The 13985-nt window shown below is 71.9% G+C and carries 13 protein-coding genes; 8 read left to right on the forward strand and 5 right to left on the reverse strand.

Going from position 1 to position 13985, the window contains the following annotated elements; translation table 11 throughout:
• Nucleotides 1-244 precede the first annotated feature (244 nt).
• A complete protein-coding gene (locus Ani05nite_RS27040; protein WP_203772853.1) occupies nt 245-1474 on the reverse strand; it encodes a geranylgeranyl reductase family protein in 1230 nt (409 codons plus the stop codon).
• A 19-nt stretch (nt 1475-1493) separates the two neighbouring features.
• Between Ani05nite_RS27040 and Ani05nite_RS27045 the strand changes: the two genes are divergently transcribed.
• From Ani05nite_RS27045 to Ani05nite_RS27055, 3 genes are read left to right on the forward strand one after another with little or no spacing between them, the layout of a single operon-like run.
• Entirely contained in the window at nt 1494-2060 is a 567-nt protein-coding gene (locus tag Ani05nite_RS27045; RefSeq protein ID WP_203772854.1) for a sugar O-acetyltransferase, read from the forward strand.
• Nucleotides 2057-2632: a TetR/AcrR family transcriptional regulator gene (locus Ani05nite_RS27050; protein ID WP_239130665.1), complete on the forward strand. Its 576-nt coding sequence runs from the start codon at nt 2057-2059 to the stop codon at nt 2630-2632. Before Ani05nite_RS27045 ends, Ani05nite_RS27050 begins: the two co-directional genes overlap by 4 nt.
• Nucleotides 2629-3825, forward strand: a complete 1197-nt coding sequence (locus Ani05nite_RS27055) for an MFS transporter (RefSeq protein WP_203772856.1) — start codon at nt 2629-2631, stop codon at nt 3823-3825. Before Ani05nite_RS27050 ends, Ani05nite_RS27055 begins: the two co-directional genes overlap by 4 nt.
• A gap of 16 nt (nt 3826-3841) precedes the next feature.
• Here the strand turns inward: Ani05nite_RS27055 and Ani05nite_RS27060 are convergent, their stop codons facing one another.
• The 3 genes from Ani05nite_RS27060 to Ani05nite_RS27070 form a co-directional block, all read right to left on the reverse strand.
• Nucleotides 3842-4273 (reverse strand): DUF6232 family protein, encoded by a 432-nt coding sequence (locus Ani05nite_RS27060; RefSeq protein WP_203772857.1) that lies wholly within the window; start codon nt 4271-4273, stop codon nt 3842-3844.
• Nucleotides 4274-4465: 192 nt separating this feature from the next.
• A complete protein-coding gene (locus Ani05nite_RS27065; protein WP_203772859.1) occupies nt 4466-6979 on the reverse strand; it encodes an FtsX-like permease family protein in 2514 nt (837 codons plus the stop codon).
• A gap of 3 nt (nt 6980-6982) precedes the next feature.
• Nucleotides 6983-7744 (reverse strand): ABC transporter ATP-binding protein, encoded by a 762-nt coding sequence (locus Ani05nite_RS27070; protein WP_203772860.1) that lies wholly within the window; start codon nt 7742-7744, stop codon nt 6983-6985.
• 317 nt (nt 7745-8061) lie between these two features.
• Here Ani05nite_RS27070 and Ani05nite_RS27075 point away from each other — a divergent pair, with 317 nt between their 5' ends.
• On the forward strand, nt 8062-8850 hold the full coding sequence (locus Ani05nite_RS27075; RefSeq protein ID WP_203772862.1) for an aminoglycoside adenylyltransferase domain-containing protein: 789 nt from the start codon (nt 8062-8064) through the stop codon (nt 8848-8850).
• Between the two features lie 18 nt (nt 8851-8868).
• Here the strand turns inward: Ani05nite_RS27075 and Ani05nite_RS27080 are convergent, their stop codons facing one another.
• The gene (locus tag Ani05nite_RS27080; RefSeq protein WP_203772864.1) at nt 8869-9351 is read right to left on the reverse strand and encodes a CoA-binding protein; all 483 of its coding nucleotides are present in this window, start codon (nt 9349-9351) and stop codon (nt 8869-8871) included.
• 132 nt (nt 9352-9483) lie between these two features.
• Here Ani05nite_RS27080 and Ani05nite_RS27085 point away from each other — a divergent pair, with 132 nt between their 5' ends.
• The 4 genes from Ani05nite_RS27085 (at nt 9484) to Ani05nite_RS27100 (ending at nt 13931) form a co-directional block, all read left to right on the forward strand.
• Entirely contained in the window at nt 9484-10083 is a 600-nt protein-coding gene (locus Ani05nite_RS27085; protein ID WP_203772866.1) for an NUDIX domain-containing protein, read from the forward strand.
• Between the two features lie 215 nt (nt 10084-10298).
• Nucleotides 10299-11324: a nucleotide-binding protein gene (locus tag Ani05nite_RS27090; RefSeq protein ID WP_203772868.1), complete on the forward strand. Its 1026-nt coding sequence runs from the start codon at nt 10299-10301 to the stop codon at nt 11322-11324.
• Nucleotides 11321-12094, forward strand: coding sequence for a 5'-methylthioadenosine/S-adenosylhomocysteine nucleosidase family protein (locus Ani05nite_RS27095; protein ID WP_203772870.1), 774 nt, complete (start codon nt 11321-11323; stop codon nt 12092-12094). The genes Ani05nite_RS27090 and Ani05nite_RS27095 overlap by 4 nt, the downstream gene beginning before the upstream one ends.
• A gap of 154 nt (nt 12095-12248) precedes the next feature.
• Complete coding sequence (locus Ani05nite_RS27100; RefSeq protein ID WP_203772872.1) at nt 12249-13931, forward strand: hypothetical protein; 1683 nt, start codon at nt 12249-12251, stop codon at nt 13929-13931.
• The last annotated feature ends 54 nt before the right edge of the window (nt 13932-13985 follow it).

Raw genomic sequence — 13985 nt, forward strand, 5'->3', positions numbered from 1 at the left:
CAAACGCCTCGGCGAGAGCCGGACCGCCAATCAAGCAAACGCCTCGGCGCGAGCCCGACCGCCAACCAGGCAAACGCCCTGGGGGTGGGCCCGACGCCGACCCGGCCAGGCATCCGAGCCCGGCTGCCAACCAGGCGAACACCTCGGGTGCGAGCCCGCCCGCCGACCAGGCGAACGCCTCGGGCGCGACCCCGCCAGCCAGCCAGGCCAGGCCCCTGAGCCCGCCCCCAACCAGGCGAACACCTCAAGCCTGAGCGCGGCCACCGACCGACCGCGCCGGTCCGCCCACCGCCTGGGCCCGCCCCCCGAGCAGGTTGACCGCCGTGCGGATCGGCGCCCGGCCCACGAGCGCGGCCAGGGAGAGCTCCCCGCGGCAGAACGACTCGAACAAGCGCCAGCCCATCGGGGTGGCGAACACCGTGTGCAGCAGCCGGGGGTGCCGGGCGAAGACCCGCAGCAGGCGCCGGCCCGCGGCCATCTCGGGCGCCAGTTCCCGGGCCACTCGCTGATCGTATTCGGCCAGCTCGGCCGGGTTCTGGGCGCGGGCGGCCACCTCGCCGGCCCACGTTCCCGAGCGCAGCGCGTAACTGATGCCTTCCCGGGTCCACGGCTCGAGCAGTCCGGCCGCGTCACCGACGACCAGCACCCGGCCCCGGCGCAGCGGGGCGTCGGCGCGCCGGCAGCGGGTCAGGTGGCCCGAGTCCCGGACGACGCGGCGGTCGGCCAGGCCGAGCCGGTTCAGGAAGTCGGCCAGGTACTTCTTCGTCTCGGCGCCCCGGCCCTTCTCCATGATCACGCCGACGGTGAGCTCGTCGTCCTTGGGGAAGACCCAGCCGTACGAGCCGGGGACCGGACCCCAGTCGAGCAGCACCCGGCCCCGGTAGGCGGCGCGGTCGGCGTCGGTCGCGGCCACCTCCACCTCGAGCCCCAGGTCCTGCTGGTCGAACGTGACGCCGACGTGGCGGGAGCTGATCCCGGCCGAGCCGTCGGCGCCGATGACGACGCGGGCGGTGATCGTCTCGCCGTCGGCCAGGGTCACGGTGGCCGCGCCGGCGTCCTGGTCGAGGGCGCGGACCTGGGCGTGCTGCCGCACCTCGGCGCCGGCGGCGAGGGCGGCCCCGTACCAGGCGAAGTCGAAGTCGTCGCGGCGCACCATCGTCAGCACCGGGCGTCCCGGCGACCGGCGGGTGAAGGCGCGGCGGCCGTTCTCGGTGAAGGTGACGGCGGCGACCGTGTCGCGGGCCGGCACCGCGATCAGCGGGGCCGCCACCGCCAGCGACGTGCCGATCAGGCCGCCGCCGCAGGTCTTGTAGCGCGGGTGTTCCGCGCGTTCCAGCACGATCGTCCGGGCGCCGGCCGAGGCCGCGGCGTGCGCCGCCGCCAGGCCGCCCGGACCGGCGCCGATCACGGCGACATCCCACTGCGGTTCCACCCGGCGAAGTCTACGATCATCGCTGTGTACAACCGTACACATCCTGTGTACGGTTGTACACATGGCCGAACCGACGATGCGCGAGCGGATGCTCGCCGGTGAGCTGTACCGGGCGGACGACCCCGAACTCGCCCGCGAGCTGGACCGGGCGGCCGTCCTGAGCCACCGGCTCAACGCGCTCGACCCCACGGACGGCGCCGGCCGGCGGGCCCTGCTCACCGAGCTGCTCGGCGCCCTCGGCCCGGACAGCGAGATCCGGCCGCCGTTCCGCTGTGACTACGGCTACCAGACCTTCATCGGCGCCCGCACGTTCGCCAACTTCGGGCTGGTCTGCCTCGACGTCGCGACCGTGACCATCGGCGACGACGTGCAGATCGGCCCGAACGTGCAACTGCTGACGCCGACCCACCCGGTGGCGGCCGGCCCCCGCCGCGACAAGTGGGAGGCGGCCCTGCCCATCACCATCGGCGACAACGTCTGGCTGGGCGGCGGGGTGATCGTGCTGCCGGGCGTGACCATCGGCGAGAACACGGTGGTGGGCGCGGGCGCCGTGGTCACCCGCGACCTGCCGGCGAACGTGGTCGCGGTGGGCAACCCGGCCCGGGTCGTCCGGGAGGTCGAGCCGTGAGCGCGCCGGCCGGCGCGGCGCGGCCCGGCCGACGGTACGACCCCGACCGGCGGGACCGCATCATCGACGCCGCCGTGGACGTCATCGCCGACCACGGCGTCGCCGGCACCACCCACCGGCGGATCGCGGCCGTCGCCGACGTACCGCTGGGGTCCCTGACCTATCACTTCGACGGCCTGGTGGATCTGCTCGCGCAGGCGTTCCGGCGGCATGCGGAACGCATGTCGCGGTCCTATGAGGCCGCGTTCGACGGCGTCACCACCCGCGCCGAGCTGGTCGACGCGGTCACCGACCTGATCCACGGCGACGCCGACGCCGACCCCCGCGACTGGGCGGTGGCCTACGAGCTGTATCTCGCGGCGCTGCGGGACCCGGCGCTGCGCACGGTCACCGAGTCGTGGATGCGGACCAGCCGCGCGGTGCTCCAACGATTCATGGACCCGACCACCGCCCGCGGCGTCGACGCCCTCATCGAGGGTCTGGTCATGCACCGGACCCTGGCCACCACCCCGGGCGCGACGCGCGCCGAGACCCGCGAGATCGTCGCCCGCCAACTGGGAGCCCCGGCATGACCGCCACCCTCACCACCCCCGCCCCTGACGTGCTCGCCGCCCGGCGCGCGGTCTACCTGGCCTTCACCGGCTGCGGCTTCGCCATGGCGTCGTGGGCTTCGCGCATCCCGCAGGTCCGCGACGGGCTCGGGCTGACCCCGTCCCGGCTCGGCCTGGTGCTGCTGGCCATCGCCACCGGCTCGATCGTGTCGCTGGTGCTGGCCGGGCCCATCGTGGCCCGGTTCGGCTCGCGCGCCACGGTGGCCACGATGGCCGGGCTGCTCCTGGTCGCGCTGAGCGCGGTCGGCATCGGCTACCCGTACGGCGTCGCGCCGGTGATGGTGGGCCTGTTCCTGTTCGGCTTCGCCAACGGCGCGTGGGACGTGGCCATGAACGTGCAGGGCGCCGTGGTGGAGGGGCGCCTGGGCAAGTCGATCATGCCGCGCTTCCACGCCGGATACAGCCTCGGCACAGTCGCCGGCGCCATCGTGGGCGCCGGGGCGGTGGCGGTGGGCGTACCGGTCACGGCGCACCTGATCGGCTCGGCGGTCCTGATCGGAGTGGTCGTGATGCTGGCCGTCCGCAGCTTCGGCCCGGACGACGCGCAGCCGGCCACCGCCGAGCCGGGCGGCTCCCTGCAACGCACGCTGCGGACCTGGCGCGAGCCGCGCACGCTGCTCATCGGCCTGGTCGTGCTGGCCTTCGCCTTCGCCGAGGGCGCCGGCATCGACTGGATCAGCGTCGCGGTGATCGACGGGTACGGCGCCGGGGCGACGATCGGCACGCTGGCCTTCGCGGCGTTCCTGACGGCGATGACCGTCGGCCGCTGGTTCGGGCCGGCGCTGCTGGACCGCTACGGCCGGGTGGTCGTGGTCCGCCTGCTCACCGTGCTCAGCCTCGCGGGCCTGCTGCTGTTCGTGCTGGGGCCGAACGTGGTGACCGCGTTCCTCGGGGCGCTGCTGTGGGGACTCGGGGCCTCGCTGGGCTTCCCCGTGGGCATGAGCGCCGCGGCGGACGACCCGGCGAAGGCCGCCGCCCGGGTGAGCGTGGTGGCCACCATCGGCTACTGCGCGTTCCTCGGCGGCCCACCCCTGATCGGCTTCCTCGGCGATCACGTGAGCGTGCTGAAGGCGCTGACCGCGGTGGCCGTGCTGCTGGCGGTGGCCGCGGCCGTGGCCGGCGCGCTGCGACCGTTGCGGCCCTCCGGCGAGTGACCCGGCACCCGGGACGTCAGGCGGCGGCAGGGCTGTGCACCGCACGGTCCTCGACGGCCTCCTGCAATGCCAGCATGACCCGGTAGAACGCCATGGCGTCGGTCGACTCGTACAGCCGGATCTCCTCGCCCCGGTAGGTCGCCTGCAACTCCCATCCGCGGGCGGCCCGCTCGCGCGCGACAGCCAGGGCGAGCGCGGTGACCATGACGGCCAGGGCGCCCGTCGAGTAGCCGGCCGCGACGCCGAAGACGGCCCAGGTCCCGGCGGTCACGACGGCCGGCAGCAGCGCGATGATCAGCCAGGCGGCCGGGCGCAGCGGGAGTGGCCGGCCCCGGGCCGGCCGGACCTCGCCGAGCTCGGCGATGGTGACGATCCGGCCCGCCGGCCCGCGCCGGACGAAATGCTCATCGGTGACCAGCGCATCGGGCCCGCGGTAGTAGGTGTGCATCGGAGAACCCCTTCCGTGCGACGCCACGAAGGAGCGAGCCGGTGGGCGAGAAACGGCACCCGGTTGCCGCCGGGTGCCGTTGTGGTGTCTCCCCCTTGTTCCGCCCTGTTCCCTGGTTCCAGTACAGCACGCCACCGCGCTGATCGCCACTACTCAACCTGCTAGGTCGCAGAATAGGCCGGGGCCACGGGGCTACTCACGGATGCCGATCCCCTCGACCGGCGGGGTACGCAGGACCCGGCCGATCGGCAGCATCGTGGCGACCAGGGCCAGCGCGATCGTGCCGCCGACGATGGTGGCCGCGCCGAGCGCCGGCACGTACGGGATCCGCACCCCGGCGACGGCGTGCACGACCGACGACAGGGTCACCGCCGCGACCGCCGACCCGATGGCCAGCGCCACCCCGAGCAGGCCGGCCTGCTCGGCCTGGACCATCCGCTTCACCTGACCCCGGGTCACCCCGACCAGGCGCAGCAACGCCAGTTCCCGGGTACGGGCCAGGGCGGCCATGACCAGCGTGTTCGCCGCCGCCAGCACCGCGTAGCCGACCAGCACCGCGATCAGCATCTTGTTGAGCCAGGAGCTGACCGCCAGGTCACCGGCGAGCTCGCCGCTGAGCCGGTCGGCGCCCACCACGGCGCTCATCGGGTAGGCGTTCGCGAGATCCGCCAGGCCCGGTCCGGCGTCGGCGCCGGGGGCGGTCCGGATGAGGACGTGGTCGTCGAGCCCGGTCGCGGTGTGCCCGACGAGCGTCTCGGTGTCCAGCGTGACGTCGCCGAAGCCCCAGCCACGGTCGTACAGCGCCACGATGCGCAGGGTCACCGGCGTGCCGTCGCCGAGCCACAGCCGGGCGTCGTCACCGAGCTTCCAGCCCGCGGCGTCCGCCTGGGTGGTGGACACCGCCACCGTGGAGACCCGGAGATCGGCGAGGCTTCCCGCCCGTACCCCCAGGTCCAGGGTCTGGTCGGCCCCCACCGGGTCGATGCCCTGGGCCGGGACCGCCTGGGCCTCCAGCCGGTTGGGCACGATCACCGACGTGCGGCGTACGCCCGTCGCCGCGACCACCCCGGGGATCTTGCGGGCCCGGGCCGTGGCCGCCGCGGGCAGACCGGCCGAGCCCACCAGCGCCTGCTGGGCGAGCGTGCCCTCGTGGTGCTGGACCGTGACCTGGCGCTGCAGGTTGTCCTGGAGGAACCAGACCGCGCCGCCGAAGCCGACCGAGAGCACCAGCGCGGTCAGCACCGCGACCATGCCGCGGGCGTTGGCCCGCAGGTTCGCCGCGGCGAGGTAGCCGCTGCTGCCCCAGACGGTCCGCAGGACCGGGGCGAGCAGCCGGGCAGCGGCCCGGTTGATCCACGGCGCGAGCAGGGCGACCGCCAGCACGAACAGGTAGAGCATGCCGGTCGCGGCGCCCAGCGCGGTCGTGCCGCCGGTGGCGCCGGTGAGCCCGGTCAGCGACGCCGCGCCACCGAGGCAGACCAGGCCGGACACGATCCGGACCTGGCCGCCGAGGGCCCGCTCGACGGCCGCCTCGCCCAGCGCCTCGGTGGGCCGGATCCGGCTGGTGCGCAGGGCGGCGATCCAGGCCGCGCCCAGCGCGACGACCGCCACCGCGACGGTCACGGCGAGCGCGGACAGGACCCCGCCGCGCAGCACGAAGGTGTCGGGGACGAATCCGCGGGTCACCAGCTGGTCGCGGGTCCAGGCGGTCGCGGCCAGGCCGGCCGGGACGCCCACCGCCGCGGCGAGCAGGCTGAGCAGCCCGACCTCACCGAGAATGAGCCGCCGCACCTGGCCCGGGGTGGCCGCGACAGCCCGCAGCAGCGCGAGGTCGCGGCGGCGGTGCCGGACGGACAGCCCGACCGTGCCGGCCACCACGAAGATGATGATCATCGCCGCGTAGCCGCCGAACGCGCTGCCGGCCTGCACGGTCAGCGCCCGCGCGGCCACCGCCTCGGGCTGCCCGACCAGTCCACGTCGCCCGTCCACATAGGTCCGCGCCTCGCCGGCGGCCGCGCGGACCGCGGCGATCACCGCCGCGCGGTCCGCGCCGGGCTCGGCGAGCACGCCGATCGCGGCGAAGCTGCCCGGGTTCGGGTCCAGGCGCGCGGCCTGCGCGTCGGTGAAGAACACCGTCGCCCGCGGCGCGGCCGCACCGACGACCCCGCTCACCCGGAACTTGCGCTCGGCGCCCCCGACGATGACCGCGACGTCGTCGCCGGGCCGCAGCTTCCCGCCCGCGGCGAGCCGGGCGTCGACGGCGATCTCGCGGTCCGCGCGCGGCGGGCCGCCGGCAATCATCCGGTACGGGGCGAGCACGGCGCTGCCCCAGCCGTGGCCCGTCACCGGCGTCCCCGGTGATGCCGGCGCGGTGACGGCGATCGAGTGGTCGCCCACCGCAGCCGCGACGCCGGGCACCGCCGCCAGCGTGGCGACCAGCGACTCCGGCACCCGACCGCCCTCGGGCAGCGGGGCGGTGGTGGACTCGGTCTCGCCGAACAGCTCCGGCCCGGGCACGGTGAGCTCGCCGTCGGCCACGATCGCGACCGCCCCCGCATACCACTGCGGGGTGCCCTGATAGCGCAGGCCGGACTCGACCAGCAGGGCGCAGGTCATCAGGATCATCACGCCGGCGGCGAGCGCGGCGAACGTCGCCACGAAGGCGCCCTTGCGGAAGCGCAGCATCTGCACGGCCAGTTCCAGCACCGGTCAGCCCTCCCGGGTGGCGACGGTCTGCCGGCGGCCGAGCCGGGCCAGCTGCTCGGCGATCGCCTCGGCGCCGGGCTGCGGCATGTCGTGCACGATCCGGCCGTCCGCGAGCACCAGCACCCGGTCGGCGTAGGACGCGGCGACCGGGTCGTGGGTCACCATGACGACGGTCTGCCCGGTGTCGTCGACCACGGAACGCAGCAGCGACAACACCTCGGCCGCGGTCTGCGTGTCGAGCGCGCCGGTCGGCTCGTCACAGAAGATCACCTCGGGCCGGGTGGCCAGCGCCCGGGCGATCGCCACCCGCTGCTGCTGACCGCCGGAGAGCTCCGCGGGCCGGTGCCGCAGCCGGTCGCCCAGCCCCACCCGCTCGACGACCTCGGCGAGCCAGGCGCGGTCCGGGCGGTGGCCGGACAGCCGCGACGGCAGCAGGATGTTCTGCTCCACGGTCAGCGCGCCGATCAGGTTGAACGCCTGGAACACGAAGCCGACCCGGGTACGGCGCAGCTCGGTGAGCGCCTTCTCGGACAGCGCGGAGAGGTCGGTGGCGCCGATGCGTACCCGGCCCGAGGACGGCCGGTCCAGACCGGCGGCGCAGTGCAGCAGCGTGCTCTTACCGGAGCCGGACGGCCCCATGACGGCCGTGGCGGTGCCCCGCCGGAACGCGGCGTCGACCCCGGCGAGCGCGACGACGGGCTGGTCACCGCCGTACGATCTGCTGACCCGTTCGACGCTGACGGCGATCTCTGCCGAGGGTGACATGGCTGGCCTTCCGGAGGAGTCCTTTTCGGTCCTCTCCGACGCTAGGGAGATCGCCGGTCCTCCTCGATGAAGCCACCTGCCCGGCCGGGGTACAGCAGGCGCTACCGGGTGGCGGAGGTCAGATGGCCGGTCAGGAAGCGCAGGGCGGCCCCGGCGTCCGCGCCGGCGTACGGGCCGGTTCCGCTCGCTCAGGGCCTCGTGCAGCCGGCTCCGGCCGGGAAGCCGCAGGTCGGCAGATGGGCCTGTCCCGCATGCGACGGCATGGTGGCCCACATATTCGGGTGCGCGCCGCCCGGCCGATGGCCGAGCATGGCGCCATGGATCAGCTCCGGCGGATCGTGCGGTCGGCCGAAACCGTGCTGGGCCCCGGGCTCGTCGGCGCCTACCAACACGGCTCCGGCGTGCTCGGCGGCCTGCGCCCGGCCAGCGACCTCGACGTCCTGGTCGTCACCCGGCAGAGCATGACCACCCGGCAACGCGAGGCGCTGCTCGCGGCCCTGCTCGCGATCTCCGGCCCGGCGGCCGGCGGCCGCCCGGTCGAGCTGACCGTCGTGGTCCAGGCCGAGGTCCGGCCCTGGCGCTTCCCACCCACCGCCGATTTCCTGTACGGCGAGTGGCTGCGTGCCGAGCTCACGGCCGGCGGACCCCCGCGACCCGAGCCGATGCCGGACCTGGCGCTGCTGATCGCCATGGTGCTCGCCGGCGACCGTCCGCTCGCGGGGCCGCCGCCGGCGCAGGTGCTGGAGCCCGTACCCCCCGCCGACCTGGCCAGGGCCAGCCTGGCCGGAATCGCCGGCCTGCTCGCCGACCTGGCCGGCGACACCCGCAACGTGGTGCTGACCTTCGCCCGCATCTGGGCCACGGTGGCCACCGGGGAGATCCGGTCGAAGGACGCCGCCGCCCGCTGGGCGCTGGACCGGCTGCCCCCGGAACACCGTCCCGTGCTGCGGCACGCCCGCGACCTCTACCGGCACACCAGCTACGCCGCGGAGACGTGGAGCCCAGGGCTGCGGTCCGCGGCCCGGCCCTGCGTGGATGAGATGCTCTTTCGGATCCGGGCCGCGGCCGCCGACCGCGACGATCTCGGGGACGCCGGCTCGAGGTAGGCGATCGTCCGGGCGGCCCTAACCGGCGATGGTCCTCGGCACGTTGCCGGTGGCCGTGAGCACCAGGCGCCCCAGCTTGTGCCCGAAGTCAGCGGTCGGCGCGAACATGCAGGGACAGCCGCCGTCGATGACCGTGAGGCCGTGCCGGCGGCCGTACTCGGTGGCCGGCCCGGACACGCTGCCGTTCCCCGGCCCGCGGTGCATCCACACGAGCCCGATGCCCAGCTCGACGCATTCGCGCACCGTGGCCTCGGCGGTTTCGGGCCGGGTGCCGATCACCACCGCCTCGACCCCGTCCAGGACCGACTTCAGGTCGGGGTAGCAGCGGTCGCCCTCCACGCTGTCGGCGTTCGGATTGATCGCGAACACCTGATACCCGCGGTCCCGCAGCCGCTTGTAGACGACGTTGCTGCCGTGACTCTGCGGATGACGGGACACGCCGGTGACCGCTATCCGCTTCTTGGCGAGGAACTCGGTCGCAGCCTGCTTGATCGTGGTCATCGTGGCCTCCTCGCGATCGGCATCACCTCAATCTGCGCCGGTGCCGGGTCGGGGGCCAGGGACGAACGGCACCTCGGCCGGGACCGGTGTCCCTGGGGCGGGCCGGCGGACGCCGCTCCCTATGCTCGGCTGATGACGGACCGGCGGCATGAAACCCTCCGCATCGCCGTTGACGTCGCCCTGCTGGGCATAGGCCGGGATGCCCTGCAGGTGCTCCTCATCAGCCGCGGCAACCCACCGTTTCGTGATCGGCCGGCCCTGCCTGGCGGATTCCTGCGACAGGGCGAGCGCCCTGACCATGCGGCGATCCGCGAGCTGTCGGAAGAGACAGGGGTGGACGGCGGGCGTTTGCATCTTGAGCAACTCGGCGCGTACGGGGAGCCGGACCGCGACCCGCGCGGTCGCGTCGTCAGTGTTGCCTTCTTCGGCGTCTCGCCCGCTGTGCCGCCGACCGCCGGCTCGGACGCGATGGCCGCCGCCTGGAGGCCGGTGGACGAGGTGCGCGGCCGGCTCGAGTACACGACCTTGGCGACACTCTTCTGCGGACAGACGTTCACGCTGGATGACCTGCGCAGGGTGTACGAGGCGGTGTGGGGTCAGCGGCTCGATCCTGGGGCTTTTGCCCGCGAGGTGGCCCGGTCCGAGGGCTTCGAGCAATCAGCGGCGCTCCTCGCAGCTGGCGACGCGGGGCTCCTGAGGAGACCGATCTTGCGGATGGCTTTAGCCGAGTGACACACCGCGACGCCGCCGCTACGTATCCGCTAGTCTCACGAGCCAGCGTGCAGGCGCGCCCACTGCCTGCTCGCGGGGGTGGATCGTCCCTGTCTCTGGAAGACGCCAGCGGATACGGCGGCGACCGGCCGTTCCACACGCCGGAGCGGCAGCGCGGGCCGCTGCGGAGTCCACCCGGTGCGGCGGACCTTCAACCGGACGACGGAACGGTAGACGTGAAGATATTCATCGGCAGTTCACGAGAGGCTCGCGACAACGACCTGCTGCACGATGTGGCCAGTTGGGTGGAGGATGCGGGGCACGAGCCGCTGCGATGGGACAACCCCGAAGCCATGACGCTCGGCCTCCACACGCTGACCGCGCTCCGGAGGATCGCGCGCAGCGTGGACGGCGCGATCTTCATCTTCTCCGAGGACGACCGGGTGTGGTACCGCAACGGCGACGCCCATCAGCCCCGTGACAACGTCTTGCTCGAGTACGGACTCTTCAGCGCGATCCTGGGCCAGGAAAAGGTCATCATCTGCCGCGCGGGTGATCCCAAGACCGCCTCCGACGTGCTGGGCATAAATTGGGTCGAGCTGTCCAAGCGATCGATGGCTCGAGCCGAGAAGCACGTGCGCACCTGGCTCAAGTCCTCGATGGCCGAGTACAACGAGGCGCTCGCCGTGAAAGCGCTGAAGTCCCCGTTCCAGGCCTCCGGCAAGCGCACCCTGTTCGAGAAGGGGACCGAGCTCCTCCTGAAGGCGAAGCACCGGGTGGCGCTGGTCGCCAAGACGCCGATCATCCTCGCCGGGTGCCGACCGTACGACGGCTCCTCGAGCCCGTTCTCGTACGAAGCCGAGCAGATGCGCGTCTACGCCGATCTGATGGAGCGGAGCGCATCAGGAAACGGTCCGGAGTTCGTGTGCGTCGCGGCCCGGGGTGCGGTTGCCGCCGAGCTGGCGGCCAATAGGGACACCATTCTGCCGCAGCGCATGCGGGAGAACTACGAATCGATGGCCCGGAAGCTCGCAATGCCCCAGTCCCGCATGACTCTTCGCTGGTACGACGGTTCCGCGCCCATGACGTTCCTGGTCAGCGACGATGACTTCATGATCTGGTTCAAGGATGCGTCCGGCGAGAGCGTCTGGATCACCGCCCGCGACGAAGTCATCGCCCGTGCCCTGTATTCGCGCGCCCACGCGATCGGTGACGTGCTGGACGATGCGGCCGCCCTGCGCGCCATCAACGGTGAAGCATGACGAAGGCCGACTGCGACTTCGCAGTGCTGACGGTGCAGGACGCGGAACTGGCCGCGGTGCTCGACCTGGCCCAGGTGATCGGCGAGGACCGGTCCTTTCCCGAGACCCTCTACCGTGTTCGACTGCCGGATTCGGGCCTCGCCGGAGTGGTCATGCCCGTCGGCGGCGTCGGCCGCGTCGAAGGGGCGATCGCGACAAGCCTGCTGCTGAGCCGGGTCACCCCGCTCCGGCTGTACCTGGTCGGCATCGCCGGCGGGTTCGAGGCCCGCGGCGTCGCGCTGGGCGACCTCCTCGTCGCGGACTATATCTGGGACTACGAGATGCAACGGCTCTCCGACATACGCAACGAGTCACGCCCGCGGCTGTTCAGCACCGATCATGACCTGTTGAGCGCCGCCTCCGCCGCCGAGAAGTCCGATTGGCAGAAAGGGTTGCCGCGAGTCAACGGCAGCCGGCCGAACGTGCATTTCGGAACAGTGCTGTCGGGCGACAAGGTCATCGCCTCGAGCACCCTGGTCGCGAACTTCCTGCGCGAGAACGAACGCCTGATCGGCGTGGAGATGGAAGGGGCCGGCGTCGCGGCGGCGCTGGCCCGGTACCCGATACCGGTACCATTTCTCATGATTCGAGGGGTGGTCGACTACGCGAACGACGACAAGCGCGAGCAATCGCGCGTCTGGCTGACCGATGCGTGCGCCGCCACAGCCGCTTTCACCTTCGCCGCCATCGAACATGCGCACGACACGAACCGGGCCCGGTCCGAACAGTAGGCGTCACTAATGATCGCTGAACTGCGCAGGCGCGGCTGCCCCCCGATCAGCGCTTGCCGCCGATGGTCAGTCGTTCGGCGGCGAACGCCAGTCGGAGGTTAGAACACTGAGGGCTCTTCTCAAGCGGTACGTCAAATCGATATCGGCCAGCGGGTTGTTCGCCAATCTCGTCGGCCACCTCGGTGTCAGATCGGTCTGGGTACTGCTGGCGGGCAGTGCGGCCACCGTCGGCGGCCTGGCGCTGGTCTGGATCTTCATGATGATGCTGATGAGCTTCGTCGGGCTGATCATCCTGATGATTCGCACACCGCTGCCGGTTCGGGCCAAGTGGTCCACCCAGGTCGTCGACCCACTGATCGAGTCCGACCAAGAATACTGCCTGCTCCTGCGGCCGTTCGGGTACGACGGAGAGATCGTTCTGCCGGTGCTGCCACCGATCGCGTCGGAGGACCTTCCGTGGCATCGACGGCCGGGGGCGGCTCAAGGGCTGATTCAGCGAACCAAACCCATTGAGCAGATCATCGCAGAATCTGTACGGGAAGCCTGCCGGGTACGAACCTATTCCGTAGTCGACCAAGGCATCGCGTTCGCCCCACCGGGCCCGACGTACCTGCGGGCCCGCAATGACCGCTGGCATCTGCCGGTGCATCGCCTGATAGCTCGGGCGCACACCATTCTGGTGCTGCTTCCACCGGACGTACCGATCGGCAGAGGGCTCGAATGGGAGATGGCCCAGGTCGCCTACCTGGGTCTGCAATCGCGCGTGGTCTTCATCCTGCCGCCCCCCGACAACCGCTCGGATCAGGGCTGCCCTCCGGCGCATCGACTGTTTCACCTCATGGCCCTGCTGAGGCACGGAGCGACGGCGGCTCCGGCCGACATCCGGTACCAGGCATCCGAGTACCGCGAGTACGCCCTCGAGTCGCCGATCCTGGCATGGCTGGAAGACGGAATACATGTCCAGACGATCGGGGTCGACCACGGGCGGAGATCGGGCGAACGCCGGGCAAAACGCCGTCATTTCGCCGTCGAGACGTACACATCGGCTCTCGTTCCGCAGCTCCGCGAGATGTCCCGGGAGCGCGCCGACTTGGGATTCGATGCCCGGTACGAGGCCAGGCACTGGCCGGAGCCGGAGCCACTCAACGCCGCCAACGACATACAAACGGCCGGCCAGTGCGTGATCTGCGACAAGACCACCGTCCCCAAGAAGCGCCGTCATCGCGCCACGGTTCTCGCTCTCGTCGTACTGCCGGTGTTCGGTTGCCTGTTCGGTATCCGATGGTACTGGCAGGATTCGACCGGTTCTTGGCCAGAGGTCCCGCCACCTTCCGCCTCACCTACGATCAATAGTTGTATCGTCGGCACGTGGCGATTGACTCATCCCCAATCCGCTCATCGCGCATTCCTCCCACCATTGTCCGGCAGTGCTGCGACGCCCTCCACCGCAGGCTTCTTCACTGCCCCTTCGCCGCGCTTCCTGCCAGAGAACCGGGGCATTGTATTCACGTTCGGCGCAGACGGCGCCGGATCCGTATCCTGGAACGACGCACGGCTCGAGAGTTTCCCAGCGGCCGGTTCCGAGTACGAGGTGGTAGCGCAAGGCCACGAACTCTTCAGATACACCGTCGGTGCCGGACGGCTGTCCTACCGAAGTATCACGACGGAGGGCGTGATCAGCACCCAGTGGAGCGCCTTGGCAGCTGTTGAACCACTGAGGCCGGTGATCCCGCCGGAGGGATATTCATGCTCCCACGACGATCTCATCTTGCGAGGTCCGTCAGCGGTCGATCACACCGTTGAATGGCAGGTCCGGCTGCGGAGAAAAGCCGACTGAACGCGGGTCATTCTACTCCGGTCAGAATTGGGCTGGAGGTAGTGCGCCGCAGCG

Source organism: Actinoplanes nipponensis, from assembly GCF_016862275.1.
GTDB lineage: Bacteria > Actinomycetota > Actinomycetes > Mycobacteriales > Micromonosporaceae > Actinoplanes > Actinoplanes nipponensis.